Source organism: Micromonospora sp. KLBMP9576 (assembly GCF_050941805.1).
GTDB lineage: Bacteria > Actinomycetota > Actinomycetes > Mycobacteriales > Micromonosporaceae > Micromonospora.
The window spans coordinates 530,379-548,612 of the sequence record NZ_CP194567.1 but is presented as its reverse complement, the minus strand read 5'-3'; the positions used below and the strand labels follow the sequence as shown (position 1 = coordinate 548,612).

Annotated in this window: 19 protein-coding genes and 1 riboswitch; of the genes, 5 read left to right on the top strand and 14 right to left on the bottom strand. The window is 73.2% G+C overall.

Features of this window, described 5'->3' with window-relative positions; translation table 11 throughout:
* Window positions 1-12: 12 nt before the first annotated feature.
* The gene (locus tag ACQ452_RS02675) at window positions 13-222 is read right to left on the bottom strand and encodes a heavy-metal-associated domain-containing protein (RefSeq protein ID WP_433389433.1); all 210 of its coding nucleotides are present in this window, start codon (window positions 220-222) and stop codon (window positions 13-15) included.
* A gap of 151 nt (window positions 223-373) precedes the next feature.
* On the opposite strand from ACQ452_RS02675, the gene ACQ452_RS02670 reads away from it, so the two are divergent.
* Window positions 374-676 carry a metal-sensitive transcriptional regulator gene (locus tag ACQ452_RS02670; RefSeq protein WP_433389432.1) on the top strand — a complete coding sequence of 101 codons (303 nt, stop codon included), beginning with the start codon at window positions 374-376 and terminating at the stop codon, window positions 674-676.
* A gap of 61 nt (window positions 677-737) precedes the next feature.
* On the opposite strand, the gene ACQ452_RS02665 is transcribed toward ACQ452_RS02670, so the two are convergent.
* A complete protein-coding gene (locus tag ACQ452_RS02665; RefSeq protein ID WP_433393951.1) occupies window positions 738-1,301 on the bottom strand; it encodes a DUF305 domain-containing protein in 564 nt (187 codons plus the stop codon).
* A gap of 147 nt (window positions 1,302-1,448) precedes the next feature.
* Window positions 1,449-1,970: a hypothetical protein gene (locus tag ACQ452_RS02660; RefSeq protein ID WP_433389431.1), complete on the bottom strand. Its 522-nt coding sequence runs from the start codon at window positions 1,968-1,970 to the stop codon at window positions 1,449-1,451.
* Window positions 1,971-2,252: 282 nt separating this feature from the next.
* On the opposite strand from ACQ452_RS02660, the gene ACQ452_RS02655 reads away from it, so the two are divergent.
* Together ACQ452_RS02655 and ACQ452_RS02650 are read left to right on the top strand one after the other, a co-directional pair.
* Window positions 2,253-3,587: a YibE/F family protein gene (locus tag ACQ452_RS02655; protein ID WP_433389430.1), complete on the top strand. Its 1,335-nt coding sequence runs from the start codon at window positions 2,253-2,255 to the stop codon at window positions 3,585-3,587.
* 166 nt (window positions 3,588-3,753) lie between these two features.
* Window positions 3,754-3,885, top strand: a riboswitch (cyclic di-AMP (ydaO/yuaA leader).
* Window positions 3,886-3,888: 3 nt separating this feature from the next.
* Window positions 3,889-4,905: a coiled-coil domain-containing protein gene (locus ACQ452_RS02650; RefSeq protein ID WP_433389429.1), complete on the top strand. Its 1,017-nt coding sequence runs from the start codon at window positions 3,889-3,891 to the stop codon at window positions 4,903-4,905.
* 171 nt (window positions 4,906-5,076) lie between these two features.
* Here ACQ452_RS02650 and ACQ452_RS02645 read toward each other — a convergent pair whose 3' ends face one another.
* Window positions 5,077-5,826 carry a carbonic anhydrase gene (locus ACQ452_RS02645; RefSeq protein ID WP_433389428.1) on the bottom strand — a complete coding sequence of 250 codons (750 nt, stop codon included), beginning with the start codon at window positions 5,824-5,826 and terminating at the stop codon, window positions 5,077-5,079.
* 209 nt (window positions 5,827-6,035) lie between these two features.
* Here ACQ452_RS02645 and ACQ452_RS02640 point away from each other — a divergent pair, with 209 nt between their 5' ends.
* Window positions 6,036-6,374, top strand: a complete 339-nt coding sequence (locus ACQ452_RS02640; protein ID WP_433389427.1) for a helix-turn-helix transcriptional regulator — start codon at window positions 6,036-6,038, stop codon at window positions 6,372-6,374.
* Between the two features lie 100 nt (window positions 6,375-6,474).
* Entirely contained in the window at window positions 6,475-7,722 is a 1,248-nt protein-coding gene (mycP, locus tag ACQ452_RS02635) for a type VII secretion-associated serine protease mycosin (protein ID WP_433389426.1), read from the top strand.
* 184 nt (window positions 7,723-7,906) lie between these two features.
* On the opposite strand, the gene ACQ452_RS02630 is transcribed toward mycP, so the two are convergent.
* From ACQ452_RS02630 to eccCa, 10 genes are all read right to left on the bottom strand, one after another.
* Complete coding sequence (locus ACQ452_RS02630; RefSeq protein ID WP_433389425.1) at window positions 7,907-9,256, bottom strand: WXG100 family type VII secretion target; 1,350 nt, start codon at window positions 9,254-9,256, stop codon at window positions 7,907-7,909.
* 15 nt (window positions 9,257-9,271) lie between these two features.
* A complete protein-coding gene (locus tag ACQ452_RS02625; protein ID WP_433389424.1) occupies window positions 9,272-9,787 on the bottom strand; it encodes a hypothetical protein in 516 nt (171 codons plus the stop codon).
* A 93-nt stretch (window positions 9,788-9,880) separates the two neighbouring features.
* Window positions 9,881-11,437 (bottom strand): S8 family serine peptidase, encoded by a 1,557-nt coding sequence (locus ACQ452_RS02620; protein ID WP_433389423.1) that lies wholly within the window; start codon window positions 11,435-11,437, stop codon window positions 9,881-9,883.
* Window positions 11,438-11,519: 82 nt separating this feature from the next.
* Window positions 11,520-11,798 carry a WXG100 family type VII secretion target gene (locus tag ACQ452_RS02615; RefSeq protein WP_433389422.1) on the bottom strand — a complete coding sequence of 93 codons (279 nt, stop codon included), beginning with the start codon at window positions 11,796-11,798 and terminating at the stop codon, window positions 11,520-11,522.
* 28 nt (window positions 11,799-11,826) lie between these two features.
* Entirely contained in the window at window positions 11,827-12,135 is a 309-nt protein-coding gene (locus ACQ452_RS02610) for a WXG100 family type VII secretion target (protein WP_350920445.1), read from the bottom strand.
* Between the two features lie 162 nt (window positions 12,136-12,297).
* Window positions 12,298-12,561, bottom strand: a complete 264-nt coding sequence (locus tag ACQ452_RS02605; protein ID WP_433389421.1) for a hypothetical protein — start codon at window positions 12,559-12,561, stop codon at window positions 12,298-12,300.
* Window positions 12,562-12,587: 26 nt separating this feature from the next.
* Window positions 12,588-13,313, bottom strand: coding sequence for a hypothetical protein (locus ACQ452_RS02600; protein ID WP_433389420.1), 726 nt, complete (start codon window positions 13,311-13,313; stop codon window positions 12,588-12,590).
* 31 nt (window positions 13,314-13,344) lie between these two features.
* Complete coding sequence (locus ACQ452_RS02595) at window positions 13,345-13,638, bottom strand: hypothetical protein (protein WP_433389419.1); 294 nt, start codon at window positions 13,636-13,638, stop codon at window positions 13,345-13,347.
* Between the two features lie 18 nt (window positions 13,639-13,656).
* A complete protein-coding gene (locus ACQ452_RS02590) occupies window positions 13,657-14,082 on the bottom strand; it encodes a YbaB/EbfC family nucleoid-associated protein (protein ID WP_433389418.1) in 426 nt (141 codons plus the stop codon).
* Window positions 14,083-14,177: 95 nt separating this feature from the next.
* Window positions 14,178-18,140 (bottom strand): type VII secretion protein EccCa, encoded by a 3,963-nt coding sequence (gene eccCa, locus ACQ452_RS02585; protein ID WP_433389417.1) that lies wholly within the window; start codon window positions 18,138-18,140, stop codon window positions 14,178-14,180.
* Window positions 18,141-18,234 lie beyond the last annotated feature (94 nt).

Below are 18,234 nucleotides of genomic sequence, written 5' to 3'. Positions count from 1 at the left end.
CCGTGCCCGCCGTCAGGCGCCGACGAGGTCGTAGCCGGCCTCGTCGACGGCGGCGCGCACGGTGTCGGTGTCCAACGGGCCGTCGCTGGTGACGTCGACCCGACCGGCGGCGACGTCGACCTGGACGTCGCTGACGCCCGGGATCGCGCCGACCTCGGTGCTTACGGCGTTGGCGCAGTGCCCGCAGGTCATGCCCTGCACCTGGTACGTCGTGGTGACCATGGAATCTCTCCTCTCGACGTCGCCATCCTATACCCCCCTGGGGTAAATCGGAGGCGATCGGGCTCCCGCCCTCGGTACCGGTACCCGGTGGGGGTATCCCGGCCAGGGAGGAACCTACCATACCCCCGAGGGGTACGCTATCCTCGACCCCATGACCACACCGACGCCCGCCCCGACCAGGGGCTACACCGCCAGCAAGGATCAGCTGCTCGCGCGGCTGCGCCGCGTCGAGGGGCAGGTCCGTGGCATCGAGAAGATGGTCGACGACGACCGCTACTGCATCGACGTACTCACCCAGATCTCCGCGATCCAGGCCGCGCTGGACAAGGTCGCGCTCGGGCTGCTCGACGGGCACACCCGGCACTGCATGCACGAGGGCGCGGCCGACGGCCGGGCCGACGAGATGGCCACCGAGATGATGGCCGCGGTCGGCCGCCTGATGAAGCGCGGCTGACCGCCGGCCGAGCCCGCTCGCGTCGTCCCGGCGCCCCCACGGGGGGCGCCGGGACGACCGGTCACAAGCGGCCCAGCACCTCCCGCATCTGGTCGATCTCGACCTGCTGGCTGCTGACGATCTGCCCGGCCAGGGCCTTGGCCTCCCCGTTCACGCCCCGGGCCTGCTCGTCGCGGGCCATCGTGACCGCGCCCTCGTGGTGGGCGATCATCATGGTCAGGAACTGCCTGTCGAACTCCCGGCCGGAGGCCGCCGCCAGCTTCTTCATGTCGGCGTCGGACATCATGCCGGGCATGTCGTGATCCATGTGCGGCATTCCGGCTCCCGGCGACGGCACCGGCCGCCCCCACGCCGCCAACCAGCCGCTCATGGTCGCGATCTCGGGCGCCTGGGCCGCCTTGATCTCCGTGGCGAGCCGCTTGACCTCCGGGTCAGCCGCGCGGGTCGCGGCCAGGTCCGCCATCTCCACCGCCTGCCGGTGGTGCGGGATCATCATCTGGGCGAACATCGCGTCGGCGTCGCCGAACGCGGCCGCCCCGGTGGCCGTGGCGGCCGGCCCCCCGGTGCCGGGCGCGCCGTGGCCCGGTTCCGGGGACGAGTGGTCGTCGCCGCCGCAGGCGGTCATCGCGAGGGCGGCGGTCAGGGCGGCGCCGGCCAGGGCGGCACGGCGCGCAAGGATACGAGTGGTCACGTCTGAGGCCTTTCGGTGTCGGAACGCAGGCGGCACGACGAGGACGCGGAGCGGCGTGGAGCCGGACCGCGTCGGGGGGTCCTACGTGCGCAGCACCGAGACCGTGGCGAGCCGCAGACCGACCGCCCGGGGCGGCGGGGCCCGGGTCGACGGGATGGCGCCGACCGTGCGACGCCCCGGCGGGCCGACGGCGCGTACGCCCGCCGAGAGCAGCGCGGCGATCAGCAGGGTGACCGCGAAGGCACCCAGCACGGCCAGGCAGACACCCCAGCCGGGCAGTTCCCCGCCCGGGCCGCCGAACGGCAGCAGCCGCTCGGCCGCGCAGCCGCCGGAGCAGCCCGCCACGTCCCGAAGAGCCACCCCGACGGCGTACGGGACGGTGCCGCCGTGCCGGGGCGCGTCCGCGTGCGGGGCGGGCCCGGCGGGCGCGTTGGCGTGCGGGGCGGGCGCGTTGGCGTGCGGGGCGGGCGCGTTGGCGTGGGCGGCCGGATGCCCCGTCGGGTGCGAGTCGTGGCCGATGGTGTGCATCGCGGCCAGCCCGAGCAGCGTGCAGGCGAGCAGCAGGAGCCTCGCTCCCCACGCCGCCGGCACCGTCGTCCGCACACCCGACACGCTAGCGCGTCGGCCCGCCCGCCCGGGCGGCCACCACGCGGGGCGGCACCCGCCCGGGCGGGCGCCGACGGCGGGGCAGCCGGTGGCCCACGCCCCGACACCACGCGCACGACCTGCGCCCGGATACCGGGGTGGCTACCATTCGCCGGTGGCCCTCCGGATCCCGCACCGCCCGCCCCGCCCGCCCGCACGGGCAGCGGAACCGCCCACCCACCTCCGGGTGGGGACGCCGGCCGGCGCGTAACCCACCCCGGATTCGTTGGGAGGCACTCGATGGGCGCCGAGCACACCCACCCCACCCGATCCGCCCCACCGCGGGTGCGGCGGATCCTCGCCGCGACGGTGGTGCCCCTCTTCGTCGCCACGCTGATCGCGGCTCTGGTGCTGTGGCCCGGCGACACGTCGGATCCGGCGGCCGGTGCCGACTCCCCCCGCTACCACGGCACGGTGACGCGGGTGGTGACCGAGCCGTGCCCGCCGGCGCCGGAGATCCCGGAGGGGAGTCCCGACGGCCCGCCGGGCCCCTGCGGCACGGTCACGGCCCGGGTAGACGACGGTCCCGACGCCGGCCAGGAGGTACGCACACCGGTGCCGGCCGGCCCCGGGGCGCCGACCGTCGCCGTGGGCGACGAGGTCATCCTGGTCGTCCTCACCGACCCCGCCGACCCGACGACCAGCACCTACAACATCGCCGAGCACCAGCGCGGCACGCCGTTGATCTGGCTCGTGGCGCTCTTCGCCGCCGCGATCGTCGCCTTCGGCCGGTGGCGCGGGCTGGCGGCGCTGGCCGGCCTGGCGGCGAGCTTCGCCATCCTGCTGACGTTCGTGCTGCCCGGCATCGGCGCCGGAAGTCCGCCGCTGCTGGTCGCGATCGTCGGCGCCGCCCTGATCATGTTCGTGGTGCTCTACCTGACCCACGGGGTGACCGCGCAGACCTCGGTCGCCGTGCTCGGCACGCTGGGCAGCCTGGTGCTGACCGGGGTCCTCGGCACGATCGCCACCGCCGCGACCCACCTGACCGGGTTCGGCAGCGAGGACGCCACCACGTTGTCGATGCTCCAGGCCGACGTCGACCTGCACGGCCTGCTGCTGGCCGGGATCATCATCGGTTCCCTCGGCGTGCTCGACGACGTCACCGTCACACAGGCCGCCACGGTCACCGAGCTGGCGCACGCCAACCCCGGGCTGTCGCGTACGCAGCTCTACCGGGCGGCGACCCGGGTCGGCCGGGCGCACATCGCCTCGACGGTGAACACCATCGTGCTGGCGTACGCCGGCGCCTCGCTGCCGGTGCTGCTCCTGCTCACGGCCGACTCGCGGGCGGTGACCCAGATCCTGACCAGCGAGTTCCTGGCCCAGGAGATCGTCCGCAGCGCGGTCGCCACCCTCGGCCTGATCGCCGCCGTACCACTGACCACGGGGCTGGCGGCCCTGGTGACCACGGCCGGCCGGCGCGGCACGGGCACCGCCGGGGGCGACGCGACAGCGCACCGGCCGGCGGCCGACCGGTCCGAGGCCCTGGCGGCGCTCGCCGGGTCGCGCGCCGGGGAAGCGCCGACCGCCACCGGACGGCCGGGACGGGACGGAACCACGGACACCGCATGGTGACATCGCGCAGCGTGACCATTCGGGACGTCCGTCCTGATAATCGCGTCACTGGTCACCATGCGCTGTTACGAAATAACGCATTTAGTCGGCTTAGGGACGTAGATCCTCAGGCCCGCTCTCGGGTAACCTCGCTGCCGGTCACCGCCGAAGGCGCGCAGCGGCGCCTGCGGTGCCGCCGCCCAATCGCCGCCAGGCGAGCCGGGGACCCAGGCACGTGGGGTGAATCCGCGACAGCGGTAGGGGCCACTTCCGCCCCGAACCCGTCAGCTAACCCGGTCGGCGGTCGATGGAAGGGAAAACTGTGACGGCACCCCTACGCCGCTGGCTGACGCCCGTGGTGGCCGTGTTCGCCGCCCTCGCGGTCCTCGCCGGGCCGCTCCCGGCGGCGGCCGCACCCACCCCGCCCCAGCCCTCCGGGCACGGCGACGACGAGCCCAAGCTGCTCGACGACCTGATCGAGGCCCGGAACCGGGCTTACGTGCAGTCCCAGGCCAAGCTGAAGAAGTCGGAGAAGCGCCAGCGCGAGCTGGCCCTGGAGGTCGGCCGCGCACAGGCGGAGCTGGCGCTCCTGGCCCCACAGGTCAACGAGATCGCCGCCCAGTCCTACCGGACCGGGCGGATCGGCGCGGTGTCGATGCTGCTGGACACCGCCAACCCCGACTCGTTCGTCCGGCGTGCCGCCGCCCTCGACGAACTCAATCTGGTCAACTCGAAGAAGCTCGCCGAGGTGAACGCGGTCAAGGCCCGCGCCGAGCAGGCCAAGCTGGCGGCCGACGCCGAGGTCCGCGAGCAGCAGAAGCTGAGGAACGAGCTGGCCCGCGGCAAGCGCGAGGCGGAGAAGGCGCTCGCGCTGGTCGGCGGCAGGGGCCTCACCGGGGGCAAGGTCGTCGCCGAGTCACCGGTGGCCCGGCAGGCACCGGGCCGGACCGCCGACGGCGACTGGAAGCCGCAGGGCTGCACCGAGAGCGACCCCACCACCGCCGGCTGCGTCACCGCCCGCACCCTGCACATGTACAAGGAGGTCAAGCGGGCGGGCTTCGACCGGTTCGTCGGCTGCCACCGCACCGGCGGGCCGTACGAGCATCCGAAGGGCCGGGCCTGCGACTGGTCGCTGCAGAACCGAGGCTTCGCCCCCTGGCACAACGACGACACCTACCGGTACGGCAACGACCTGACCGCGTTCCTGGTCCGCAACGCCGAACTGCTCGGCATCTACTACGTGATCTGGAACCGGCAGATCTGGTTCCCCGCGACCGGCTGGAAGTCCTACAGCGGTCCCTCGAACCACACGGACCACGTCCACGTGTCACTGCTCTAGCCACGCCCCGCGCGAAAGGGCCGCCCCGCCGACGCGGGGGCGGCCCTTTCGCGTCGTGTTGGACGCGCGCCCGGCAGCGGTGTGCCGTGGACCGTCCGCAGGGCCGCGCCGGACGGCAGGCGGGCAGCCGGCTCGGGTCGTCGGCCCGAGAGCCGCGAGGGCGGCGGTCGGTCAGGCGAGCGCGGCGCTGGCGGGCTCCGCCGGCGCGGGTGCGCGGGCGGGCTCCGCGGCCACCGTCCGCGCCTCGCCGGCCGCCAGCCGGTACGACATGCCGACCACGCCGCAGCGACCGGCGGCCACCTCGGCCGCGAGCACGGCGGACCGGCCCAGCATCGCCTCGACGGTGTACGCGATGTGGATGTCGACGATCCGGTCGATGTCGTCCACACCCTCGGCGGCGGCCCGGCGCAGACTGGGCACCACGGCGTCCACCACGGCGCACAGGTGCCCGACCGGGCGGGTGCCCGTGGCAGCCGCCGTACGGGCCGCCTGGACGGCCCCGCAGGAGTCGTGCCCGAGCACCACCACCAGCGGCGTGCCCAGGACCGTCACGGCGTACTCCACGCTGCCCAGCACCTCGGGGCCGATGGTGTGGCCCGCGGTGCGCACCACGAACAGGTCACCGAGGCCCCGGTCGAAGATGATCTCGGCGGCGAGCCGGGAGTCGGAGCAGCCGACGATCACCGCGAAGGGGTGCTGGCCGTCGGCGACCGCCGCGCGGTGTCCGGCGTCCTGGTTGGGGTGGCGCGGGGCACCGGTCACGAACCGCCGGTTGCCGGCCTGCAACTCGGCGAGCGCCTGCCCCGGGTCGGTGGGGGCGGCCGGCGGCGTGCCGACGGGGACCGGGGCGCCACCCTCGGTCGGCGCCGGGAGCGCGCGCTCCGGGCCCGGTTGGGTGCCTGGTGCTCCGGGACGACTCATTGCCCACCCGCTTCCACACGTGTACGGCCTGGTCACCCGGGCCGACGGCGGACGCGGGCTGCCACCACCGTCACACGCAGCGCAAGGTACGTCAAGATATGCGTGATATGGATTTCATGTGTTTCCGGTCCCTGGCGGCGGTACGGCCCACCCCGCGGGGCCCGCGCCGGCACGAGGGCGTGCAGCGAACTCGCGGCGAGGGCCATACGATGACGGACATGGCGACGACAGGGGAGACCGGGAGCACCCGCAACTGGACCTTCCTCACCAACCACGGGCACGTGCTGCTCGCCATCGCCCGCAACCCCACCGCCCGGCTGCGCGACGTCGCCGACGAGGTGGGCGTCACCGAGCGGGCCGCCCAGGCGATCGTCGCCGACCTGGAGGCCGGCGGCTACCTGAACCGCACCCGGGTGGGCCGGCGCAACGAATACACGCTCAACCACGCCGGGCGGTTCCGGCACCCCGCCGAAGCCGACCGGCAGGTCGGTGACCTGCTCGCCCTCTTCGCCGACGAGCCGGAGCAGGCGGTCACCGAGCGTTCCTGACGGCGGTGCCAGTTGGCCAAACCCGGTCGAGTTCCCGGTCGCGGCTCCGGCCGGAGGCGGCGGCGCGCGCCCCCGGCCCTCGCGGCGGTAATCTCACCGCGTGCGCGAGAGTTTCCGACCGGGCGGGACCGAGCCGACCCGCCGATCCGGACGCGGGGTTCAGGCCGTCCTCAGTGGAGCCGCCGCGATCCTGCTCGGCGCCGCCGTCGTTCCCCCGTCACCCGCCGCGGCGGCAGCCCCCAACTGCGGCCCCCCGGGCAACCCCGCCCCCGCCGACATGCCATGGCCGCTGCGCAGACTCGAACCCTCGTCGGCCTGGCCCGTCTCCCGGGGCGCCGGCGTCACCGTGGCGGTCATCGACTCCGGCGTCTCCGCCAACCACCCCGTCCTGAAGGGACAGGTGCGGGTGGGGCGCGACTTCAACGGCCTGCCGCAGCAGGAGGGGCGCTGCGACCTCGCCGGACACGGCACCATCGTCGCCGGCATCATCGCCGGGAAGGAGGGCAACGGCGCGTCGTTCAGTGGCATCGCGCCGCAGGCCAGGATCCTTCCGGTACGTGTCCTGCCCGACACCAAGACCACAAGCGACGAGGGGCTGCCGGGCGAGATCGCCGCCGCGATCCGCTGGTCGGTGCAGAACGGCGCCGACGTGATCAACCTGTCCCTGGTGACCCAGGACCGCCAGGAGTTGGCCGACGCCGTCCGGTACGCCCTCGACGAGGGGGTGGTCGTGGTGGCCGCCGCCGGTAACCGGCAGGAGAACCAGCAGGACCGGCCCGCGTTCCCGGCCGCCTACCCGGGGGTGATCGCGGTCGCCGGGGTGGACGAGGAGGGCGGCCACGTGGGCAGCTCGGTGAGCGGCAACTACGTTGACCTGGCGGCGCCCGGGCTGAACATCCTCGGCCCGGCCCCCGGCGGCGACGGCTATCTCGCCGAGCCCCAGGGCGGCACCAGCTTCGCCGCCGCGTACGTCTCCGGGGTGGCCGCCCTGGTCCGGGCCGCCCACCCCGACCTCGACCCGGAGCAGGTCGCCGACCGGCTGGTCCGGACGGCGGACAGCCCACCCGAGGGGAAGAACGCCGAGGTCGGCTACGGGGTGGTCAGCCCCTACCGGGCGGTGACGGGGCTGCTCGGCACCCGCACCGACCCGCCGGCCGGCCGGCTGCCGCCGCCGCCCCCCACCACGGATCCGCTGGCCTGGCAGGGCACCGTCGCGGTCTGGGTCGCCGCCGTCGGCGCGATCGTCGCCGGTCTGTTGTTGTCCGTCAAGCCGATCCTGGTCCGCGGCCGGCGCCGGGGCTGGCGCCCGGGCCGCCGCCCGTCCGGCGCGGACGCCACGACCGGCTGACGCCCGCCCGCACCGTCCTGCGGAGCATCGGACGCGTGTCGGGCGGCCTGCCCGGCACCGGTGGGCCGGCGGCGTGTCAGGCGCGTGTCGGGCGGCCCGGCACCGGTGGGCCGGCCGCGTGTCGCGCCCCCGCAGCGCACCGGGCGCCGCCCACCGTGCGGTGGACGGCGCCCGGTCGGCGTCGTCAGCGCAGGATGCCGGGCGTACCGCCGCCGTCCGCGCCCCAGACGTCCTCGTCCTCTTCCAGCCAGGTGTTGCGGGCGCCCTCGTCCTCGCCGTAACCGGCGCCGCCACCCATGCCGGCCATGCCGCCGACGCCCCGGCCACCCGCGCCGGCGCCCTTGGCGCCCGCGCTGGCGGCGCCCGCGCGACCACCGCCCCCCCGACCGGCCCCGCCGGCCGCACCGCCCATCATCGGCGACATCCCGCCCGCGCCGAGCTTGCCGCCGGCACCGAGCTTGCCGCCGCCCCGGCCGCCGTTGCGGCCGGCGCCGGCCGCGCCCCCGCCGCCCATCATCGGGCCCATGTTGGGGCTCACGGGCCGGCCAAGTGAACCGCCGCCGGGAATGACCCCGCCGCCGATCCCGCCACCACCGGCACCCAGCCCGCCGCCACCAGCGCCGAGACCACTGGTGGCGGGCAGGCCGCCACCACCGCCGCCGAGGCCGGGACCGGTCGGGACGCCCGCACCGGCCAGACCGCTGCCGTAGTCGTCGGCGAGGCTGCCGGTGCTCGGCGAGTAACCACCGGGCGGGTCGTATTTCGGGCCGCCCAGGGCGGGGTGCGCACCGGAGCCCTCCCCGGCATTGCCGAGACCGGGGTTGCCGAACTCGGGGGTGCCGGCCCCGCTCAGCGACGGCGTCCCACCGCCCGGCAGGCCGCCGGTCGAGGGCGTACCGCCCATGCTCGGCGCGCCGCCGAGGCTGCCCGCGCCGGGACCACCGGTGAGGTCCGGTTTCTTCATGTCCGGCTGCTGCGTGGTGGCCGGGGTGGTCTGGCCGGGTGTTTCCGAGTCGATCACGGTGTATTCGCCGCTGACCCGGCTGTATACCTTCGCCGCATCGTCGGACTTGTCGTTGATCCAGTCGGCGAGCGAGGTGAGCGGGTCGAGCAGGCCCAGGAAGTCTGGCTTCACCTTCATCTCGAACAGGCCGGTGTCGATCACGAGGCGGCCGTTGCGCGCCTCGAGCACGTCGTTGACGCAGCTCGCCGGGATGGGGAAGTCGGCCTGGGCGGCGCTCAACTTGTCGGCCGCGCTCTTGAGCGACTGGACGATTCCGTTCTGGTTACCGTCGCCCTCGGCGTCCTCGACGATCCGGCCCGTGGCCGTGGCGATCTGCTTGACGTGGTTCTTGAAGGACTCGTACGCCGGGCCCTTCCAGACCTCACCGAGGTCGGTGACGTTCTTCTCCAGGCTCTCCTTCACGGAGTTCAGGTTCTTCAGCAGTTGCTCCCAGCCCAGGGCGGCACTGGTCACGTCACCCGGCCTGCCCGCGACCACGATCTGCTGGCACATCTCTTCCCAGCTCGGCATCTGTCACCCCTCCGTTCAGCCGTTGGATCCGCTGGAGGCCTGGCTGAAGGCGCGCTCCATCTCTTGTGCCGACATGGCGTTGGCCTTCTCTGCCGTTTCGTAGTTTTCCTTGACCTCACGCAGCGCCTTGGCGGCCGCGTAGAGGTCTTCGGCGAGCTTGCGCACGTTCTGCTGCGTGCTGGTGAAGAGACTGCCGTGCTTGCGGGCCAGGTCGCCCGCGCGGTCGAACGCGCCCAGTGGGCTCGACGCCCCGCCCGCGGCGTTCATGCCGCTCGCCGCCGCGGTGCCGCCCATCCGATCCTGGATCTCGACCATCGTGTACGACTGCTTGTTGACAAACGAGGCGTGCGACTCCAGCCACTCGATGGCGCTGTCCAGGCTGGACGCGTCCCACTCCGTGTTGTCGCCGCTCTCACCCGCACCCGGCACCAGGCCGGACGGGGTCTGCGCCCGCTGCACGTTGTCCATCGTGATGCCGCTGATGTGCACGCTGGGTGCCACCGGGCTGATGGGCATGTATGGAGTGTCCACCCGGATCTCCTCCGGCTGGTCCGTCCTGTCCACCTGTGGGCTCGTCCGGTCGTCCGTCATCGGTTCCTCCCCGTCGCCGATCGACAATCTGGCTTACTGCTGGTGTCCGCCGGGAGCCGGCGGGGGTGGGGGTGCCGCCGGCGCGGCGCCCGGCGGCCGTGCGGGGCCGGGCTGCGGTGCCGGCGGAACACCGTACGAGTGGGGTGCGCCGGTGGTCGGTGGACCGTAGCCGGGCGGCGCCTGCTGCGGCAGGCCTGCGGGCCTACCGCCAGATGGCGGATAGCCGGGGGCGCCGAACTGCGGGCTGCCCGGTGGCGGGTAACCGGGTGGCGGCGGGTAACCGGGTGGCGCAGGGTGACCGGGCGCAGGGTAGCCGGGCGGGCCACCGGGCGGCGGGGGCCCGAACGGGCCAGCCCCCGGGCCACCGGGCGAGGAGCTACCGGGCGGGCCGGCGGGCGTCCTACGCCGGGACCGGCGGACCAGCACGATCACGAGGATCAGCAGCGCGAGCGGCACCAGCAGGCAGAGCGCCCCCTGGACCAGCGCACCGGTGCCCTTCTTCATGCTGATCGACACCGCCGGCCCGTCGTCCTCGGAGGGTTTCGCCGCGCCCGCGGACGGGCCGCCGCCGCTGCTGGCACCGGCCAGCAACGGGTGCGCGTCCACCGCCGGCACGGAGCGGGTCAGCGCGGCGAGCGGATCGAGCGCACCGAAGCCGTACTGGTTGTCGCGGCCGGCCGGGCCCTCGTCGCGGGCGGTGCGGATCAGCCGGTTCACCACGTTGGCCGCGTCGAGGTCCGGATACTTCGCGCGGACCAGCGCCGCCACACCGGAGGTGATGGCGGCGGCGTCGCTGGTGCCGCTGGCGAGGCCGTAGCCGTTTGACGAGACCGACTTCGGCCGGGGGGAGATGATGTCCTCCATCGGCGAGGCGAGCACGGCCTCGCGGCCGTCGACGCTCCCGGCGAAGAACGCGCCCTTCTTCGTCAGGCCGGTCACCGCGATCACGCCGGGAATGTTCGCCGGGCTGCCGATCACCCGCTGGCCCTGCTCCCGGTTGCCGGCCGAGGAGATCAGCACGACGTCCTTGTCGAGGGCGTACCGGACGGCCGCGACCTCAGCCGGGGTGGGCTGCGCGTCGGAACCAACCGACAGGTTGATCACGTCGGCGCCCGCGTCGGCCGCCCACCGGATGCCCTGCGCCACGTCCGCCGAGTCGAAGGGCGTACCGAGCGCGACCGGAAGCACCCGGGCCTCCGGTGCGATGCCCAGGTGCCGCATCACGCCGCCGCCCCGGGACACGATGATCCCCGCCATGGCCGTGCCGTGTGCCAGCTTCTTGTCGTCGTCGCGCCGGCCGTCGGCGGCCGTGCCGGAGCTGACGCCCTTGCCCGGCAGGATCTGGCCCCGCAGGTCGGGCAGCGTCGCGTCGACGCCGCTGTCAATGACCGCGACGGTGACGCCCTTGCCCTTGGTCACCTTGTGGGCCTGCGGGATCTTCAGCGTGTCGAGGTACCACTGGAGACCACGGACCGTGTCGGCGTGTGCCGGAGCCGGCGCGGCCAGCGGGCCGGCGCCGACGCCGACGAACACCGCCAACGCGGCGACGGCCGCCCTGAGTTTGGGCCGCGAGGGCTTGCTCGCACGCATGATTCTCCCGGTACCTATCGGCGTACAACGCGACGCGGCTCCGGCCCGGTCGAACCGGACCGGAGCCGCGTCGGCGATTGTGTCAGTTCCAGGCCTTGGCGTTGCTCATCTCGGTGCTGACGTAGTTTTCCCGGGCGATGCCCACGGCGCCACCGATCTCGTTCAGGATCTTGTTGATGTCCCGAACGGCGGCGTCCCACTGCGCCTGGTGCTGCTCGTACGCGGCACGGTCCTCGCCGTCCCACTGGAGCTTCGCCAGCATCGAACGCAGCGTGTCCAGCTTCTCGTCGATGGTCCGCGAGATGGCCATCATCTGCTGGTTGCTGTTCTCGAGGACCGCGTAATCGACCTTGATGCTCATTAGTTCCTCCCCTGCTCGTGTCGGCGGATCACGGGTTGAGTGCAGAGTGGAACTTGTCCAGCATCTGCTGCTGCTCTTCGTCGTTGACCTGGTGCGTGGTACCCGACTTGTCGAGCAGGTCGGCGATGTTGTCCATCGCCGTCAGCAGCTTGCCCGTGTCTTCGTTCCAGCGCTGCATGAGCGACTGGAAGCCGGTGGACGCCTGCCCCTTCCAGGCCATGGCCAGGTCGTCGACCACGTTCCAGAGCTTCTTCAGCTCGCCGTCGACATCGCTGCGCGTGGAGCGCACGTCACCGGCGGCGGTATGGAGAGTCGCTGCTTCGACCTCGAACGCCATGCTTCACACCCTTCCGTCATCTTGTGGCGGCGCTGTCGCCGCGCCTCCCCCGTCGCAAGGCAATCACCCCACCGACGGACACTCAGTGACGACCGTAGCGGACGCCGTCCACTTCGCGCAGCCCTCGAACAGGGGGTGGAAACCGCCCCGCCGACCGGCGATCTAGGACGGGCGCGAGTAGGAGCGGACGTGCATGACCAGGCCGCCGACGAAGATGACAGCCAGTAACGAGGCCAGCGTCCACTGCAACGCGTCGTCCGCGAGAGAGCCCAGCGCCACCGCGAACGCCGCCGCGCAACTGAGCAGCACGATCTCCGCCGCCCTCCTGATCGGCCGCGAGCGGGTCAGCTGCGCGACCACCCCGAGCACGACGAAGACCGGCATGGCGACCAGTGCGTACACCATCGCGGCCGTCTGCCACGCCATGGCGCCACCCCTTCCGATCGGACCGATCAGGCCGCGTAGAACCCCGAGTCCTGGACCCAGTCGATTTTGATGTCCTTGATGTCGGGATCGGGGCCCGTGGCGAAACCGGGCTTCGACTCGGTCGTGAACTGGTGCGCGTCCGCGCCCCGGAACGAGCTGGCGATGGTGGAGAGCACCGAGCCGACGTCCTGGAACACGAGCGCGACGATCGCCATGCTGGCGGTCAGGCCAGCCACCCCGATCGCGTTCGCCAACGGGATGGTGGCCGGGAACGCCTGGAGCGCCACGGCCGCGATCACCGCGATCAGGATCGTCGTCAACACCGCGACCAACGCGTCGATCACCGCGTTGTAGTGGTCCTGGAGGCCCTGCAGGGCGTCCTTGTTGGCGTTGAGCGCCTCGGCGAGGGCGGCGACCTCCATGCCGAGCTGCTGCACGAACTTGTCGAACGCCTCGCGGTCCTCGAAGTTCCACTCCGTGGCCGAGGGGGGCACGCTCTCCATCGCCTTGCCGAACTGGTCCCCACCGAGGTAGGCGGCCGCGTCACCCCAGTTCTTGACGGCCTTCGAGATCTCCTCGTTGTCGAAGGACTCGAGGTGGAGAACCGCGGCGGTCAGGATGCCCGCGCCGGCCAACCACATCCAGTTGGCCCGCGCCGCACCCGCCAGCGCGCGCACCGGCGCGGTCCGCGCCGCGACGCTGTGCGTCCCCACCACCGAACCCGAGGAGTTGGCGATCAGAATCTCCGGCATCAGCTTCCTCCTGCGTCGTGCGCCAGCGAGCTCACTTGACCACCCAGGGCTGGTCCGACTTCTCCCAGTTGGCAGCGGTCTTCTCGAGGTTGTCGGCGGCCTTCTGCAGGTGCTCGATGCCCGTGCGCAGGTTGTCGACGTGCTCGTCGATCACCGCGTTGTGCCGGCTCACCGCCGAGATGCCCAGGACGGTCATGGACAGCCCGGAGAGCTGGACCTCGTCCAGCTTCTCCTTCGCGTTGCGCAGGAACGCCTTCGGGCCATCCTCGGCGGCCAGCTTCTTCGCGGCGCCCCGGATGGCGCCGACGTCGACCGTGTTCGCCACTGCCCTCCCCCTCCCTCGTCAGCCGCGCAGCCGGCGCAGCGGGTCGTCGATGTCCACCCCGAAGTGGCGGAACCAGTCCTGCGGGGTCACCTTCCCCGCCTCGGCCTGCCGGATGAGCTCCGGGCCGCCGACCATCTCCTCCACCAGCTCACGCTGTCGCTCGGCGTGCGCGTCGTACGCGGCGTCGATGGCCGCCTGGAGGGACTCGGCCAGGCCGAAGCTGTCGAGCCGCATGGCCCGGGCGTTGATCTCGATGTCGCCGACCTTCAGGTCACCGTCGACGGTGACCTGGACCAGGCCGTCCGGGCTCTCCCCGGTGGCCCGCAGCTCGGCGCGTTGCCGCTGGAAGTCCGCAAGCCGGCGCTGCTGTTCCTGCGCCTGCTGCAGCAGGCCCTGCAGGCCGGCCGTTCCCGCGCCGCCGGGCGTCCACGATGTGCTCAACACGGTCCTCTCATCGGCTGCGACGCTCGTGCCGCAGGTTACCGGATGCCGTCACGCCGGTCCGCCCCGTCGACCGGAGCGGACCGCCGATCGTCCCCTCAGGCCGGCTCCGACCAGGCCGTCTGGATGAGCTGCTGACCGTCGCGCCGGCGCACCAGGGTGCCCCGACCCGGCGGCTGGGGGCTCGGTCGCAACGTGCCGAAGACCGCGCCCTCCTCCCGGTTGCCGGACATCAGCAGGCCGGGCTGGTCCAGCTCGCGCAGGCGTTGCAGGACGGGCTCGTACAGCGCCCGGGCCACGCCACCCACCCGCCGGGTGATGATCAAATGCAGACCGATGTCGCGGGCCTGGGGCAGCAGCTCGTGCAGGGCGCTGAGCGGGTTGCTCCCGCCCGAGGCGACCAGGTCGTAGTCGTCGACCAGGACGTAGAGGTCCGGCCCCTTCCACCAGCTCCGGTCGCGGAGCTGGGCGGTGGTGACGTCCGGGCCGGGCAACCGGTTGGACAGGGCGCTGCGGATCGAGGCGAGCCCCTGCGCGAACACCTGGTTCGACGGCGCGTAGTCGAGCAGGTGGTCCCCCTCGACCGTGCCGAGCAGGCCGCGCCGGTAGTCGGCGATGACCAGCCGGGCCTGCGCCGGGGTGTACCGCTCCGTGATGCCCCGCGCGATCAGCCGCAACACGTTGGTCTTGCCGCACTCGGCGTCGCCGAAGATCGTCAGGTGCGGCTCGTTGGCGAGGTCGAGGTAGACCGGGGCCAGCGCCGACTCGTTGACGCCGATCGGCAGGCCCGGCGCCGACCGGTCGGCCACCCGGACCAGCTCGCTGACCGGCAGCAGGCGCGGCAGCAGGCGAACCTTCGGGGCCGGCTCGCCCTTCCACGCCTGCGCGACGTGCCGGGACAGCGCGATGGACGCCTCGGTGAGGTCGTCGATGTCGCGCCGGCCGTCGATCCGGGAGATGGCCGTGAGGAAGTGCAGCTTGTCGCGGGTCAGGCCACGCCCGGGCGAGCCGTTCGGGACGTTCGCCGCCGCCCGCCTGTCGATCTCCGACTCGTTGGGGTCGCCGAGCCGCAGCTCGAGCTTCGTGCCGAGCAGGTCCCGCATGTTGATCCGGATCTCCGCCCACCGCACGGCGGTCAGCACCACGTGCACGCCGAAGCCCAGGCCCCGGTTGGCCAGGGTGGTGATGGTCTGCTCCAGCTCCTCGTACTCCTGGCGCAGCGTGTTCCAGCCGTCGACGACGAGGAAGACGTCGCCGAACGGGTCGTCGGCGAACTCGCCGGCCGCCCGGCGGCGCCGGTAGCTCGCCACCGAGTCGATGCCGTGCTGGGCGAACCGGTTCTCGCGGTCGTCCAGCACGGCCACCACCTCGGCCACCGTGCGGCGTACCGCCTCGGTGTTCCGCCGCCCGGCCACGCCGGCCGTGTGCGGCAGCCCCTCCAGGCTGCGCAGCGCGCCACCGCCGAAGTCCAGGCAGAAGAACTGCGCCTCGCGCGGGGTGTGGGTGAGCGCGAGCGAGGCGAGCATGGAACGCAGCATCGTGCTCTTGCCGCTGAGCGAGGCGCCCACGATCACCACGTTGCCACCGGCGCCGGAGAGATCCACCAGCATCGGGTCGCGGCGCTGCTCGTACGGCCGGTCGACGACGCCGACCGGCGCGGCCAACCGCCCGCGACCGCCCCAGGAGGCGGTGCAGAGGCCCAGCTTGGGGTCGACGGTCAACGGCGGCAGCAGCTCACCCAGGCCCGGCGGCTCCGCCAGCGGCGGCAGCCAGACCTGGTGCGCCGGTCGGCCCCGCCCCTTCAGCCGGTCGATGAGCACGTCCAGCATCGCCACGGCCTTGCCGTCGGCGGGCTGCTCCGGCTCGGACGCGTCGGGCACCGCCAGGGTCGGGTTCTGCACCGGCACGAAGTCCACCCCGTACCGGACGATCCGGCGCTGCACCAGCGACCGCGACGCGGCGGCGGCCTGGCCCGGGGCCCGGTACGGCCCGGACACGTACGCGGCCCGGAACCGCAGCATCGTGCTGGTGTCGGTCTTCAGGTAGCCGTGGCCGGGGGCGCTGGGCAGTTCGTACGCGTCCGGCACACCCAGCACGATCCGGCTCTCCACCGCCGAGAAGGTACGCAGACCGATCCGGTACGACAGGTGGGTGTCCAGGCCCCGCAGCTTGCCCTCCTCCAGCCGCTGGCTGGCCAGCAGCAGGTGCACGCCGAGCGACCGGCCGAGCCGACCGATCATCACGAAGAGGTCGATGAAGTCGGGTTTCGCGGCGAGCAGCTCGCTGAACTCGTCACAGATGATCAGCAGGCTGGGCATCGGGTCCAGCGGCTCGCCGGCCGCCCGGGCCTTGTCGTAGTCGTAGCGGGAGACGTAGTTGCCGGCGGCCCGCAGCACCTCCTGGCGGCGGTTCATCTCGCCGGCCAGCGCGTCCTTCATGCGGTCGACGAGCGTCAGCTCGTCGGCCAGGTTGGTGATCACCGCGCTGGTGTGCGGCAGCGCGTCCAGCGAGGCGAAGGTGGCGCCGCCCTTGAAGTCGACCAGGACGAAGTTGAGTTCTTCCGAGGAGTGCGTCACCGCCAGCGCGCCGACGATCGTGCGCAGCAGCTCGCTCTTGCCGGAGCCGGTCGCGCCGATGATCAGGCCGTGCGGGCCCATGCCCTCGTGCGCGGACTCCTTGAAGTCCAGCTCGACGACGTTGCCGTCCGGCCCGAGCCCCACCGGGATGCGCAGCCGGTCGCGGTGGTTGCGCGGGCGCCAGGTCTGCTGCACGTCGACGGCCGCGGCGTCGCCGACCCCCAGCAGGTCCGGCAGTTCCATGCTCTTCGACAGCGGCTCGTCCGACGTGGTCTGCTGCTGCGACAGCCGGTACGGGGCGATCTGGCGGGCCAGCCCCTCGGCGGCGGCCGCCGTCAGCCGGTCCGGCCGGCCGAGCCGGGACGAGGACGTGCCACGGACCAGTTCGAGGGAGCTGCCGTCGCCCACGTCGAGGCAGAGCAGCCAGCGGCCGGCGTCGCGGGGCACGGTGCCGGAAAGGTCGATCACCGTCGCGCCGAGCAGCCCCGGGCCCATCAGCTGGCAGGTCGCCGAGACCTCACCGCCGTCGACCACCACCACGAGGTGCGCCGCCGTGGTCAGCGGCTTCGCCTCCGGCGCGAACCGGGGCCGGCCGGCCAGCTCGCCGGCCAGCGCCTCCTCGGCCTCCGCGAGGCTCGCGAAGACCATCCGGCGCGCGCCCGCCGCGTCGGTACGGGCGCTGTGGTGGTTGTGCGGCAGCCACTTCACCCAGTCCCAGGCCGCCTGCCGGTCGGGCGCGGCGACGACCACGACGACCATGTCGTCCGGGGCGTGGAAGGTGGCGAGCTGCCCGAGCGTGGCCCGGGTCAGGTCGAGCACCGGTTCCCGGTCGCCGCGCAGCGCCACCCGGCTGAACGCCCGGACCGAGAGCGCGGTCGGCAGGTCCGGCACCGTCGAGTGGGCGCGGACGAAGCGACGCAGCGCGATGGCGCTCATCGGCTCCAGGTCCTCGACCGGTTTGGTCTCCGGCGGGACGATCTCCACGGCCAGGCGCTGCGGGCCGGTGGCGATCCGGGTCTCGCCGAAGTCGTCCTCGGTGATCCGCCGCTCCCAGAGCCGACGGGAGGCCGCGATCGACCAGAGCGCGTCCGGTTCCGGGTGCCGCCACGCCATCGCCGCGCGCTGCTGCTCGGCGGCGCGCCGGGTGCGCTTGCGCATCTGGGCCAGGTAGCGCATGTAGTCGCGCCGGTCGGCGTTCAGCTCGGCCTTGTCGTTGTTGCCGTTGCTCAGCGACCCGATCGCCATGCCCAGCATGGAGACGCCGAAGAGGCCACCGGCGATGTAGGTCATCGTGCCGCCGCCCCGACCGGCGTAGAGGAACGCCATGGCGCCCACCCCGCACATCATGGGCAGGATCATCAGCAGCTGCCCCATCCCGCGGGGGGTCGGCTCGGGCAGCTCCGGAGGCGATTCCAGCACCACCTCGCCTCGCGGCAGCGCAGGTCCCGGCTGACGCGGGAGCCGGCGGAACACCACCGTGCTCACGGCTGTCTCCTCCCAGAAGTGGCCCTGATGAAGTTCGGCGAGCGGCCGGAGTAGTCGGGTGGGCATCGTACGTGCCCGCCATCGTAGGTAATCT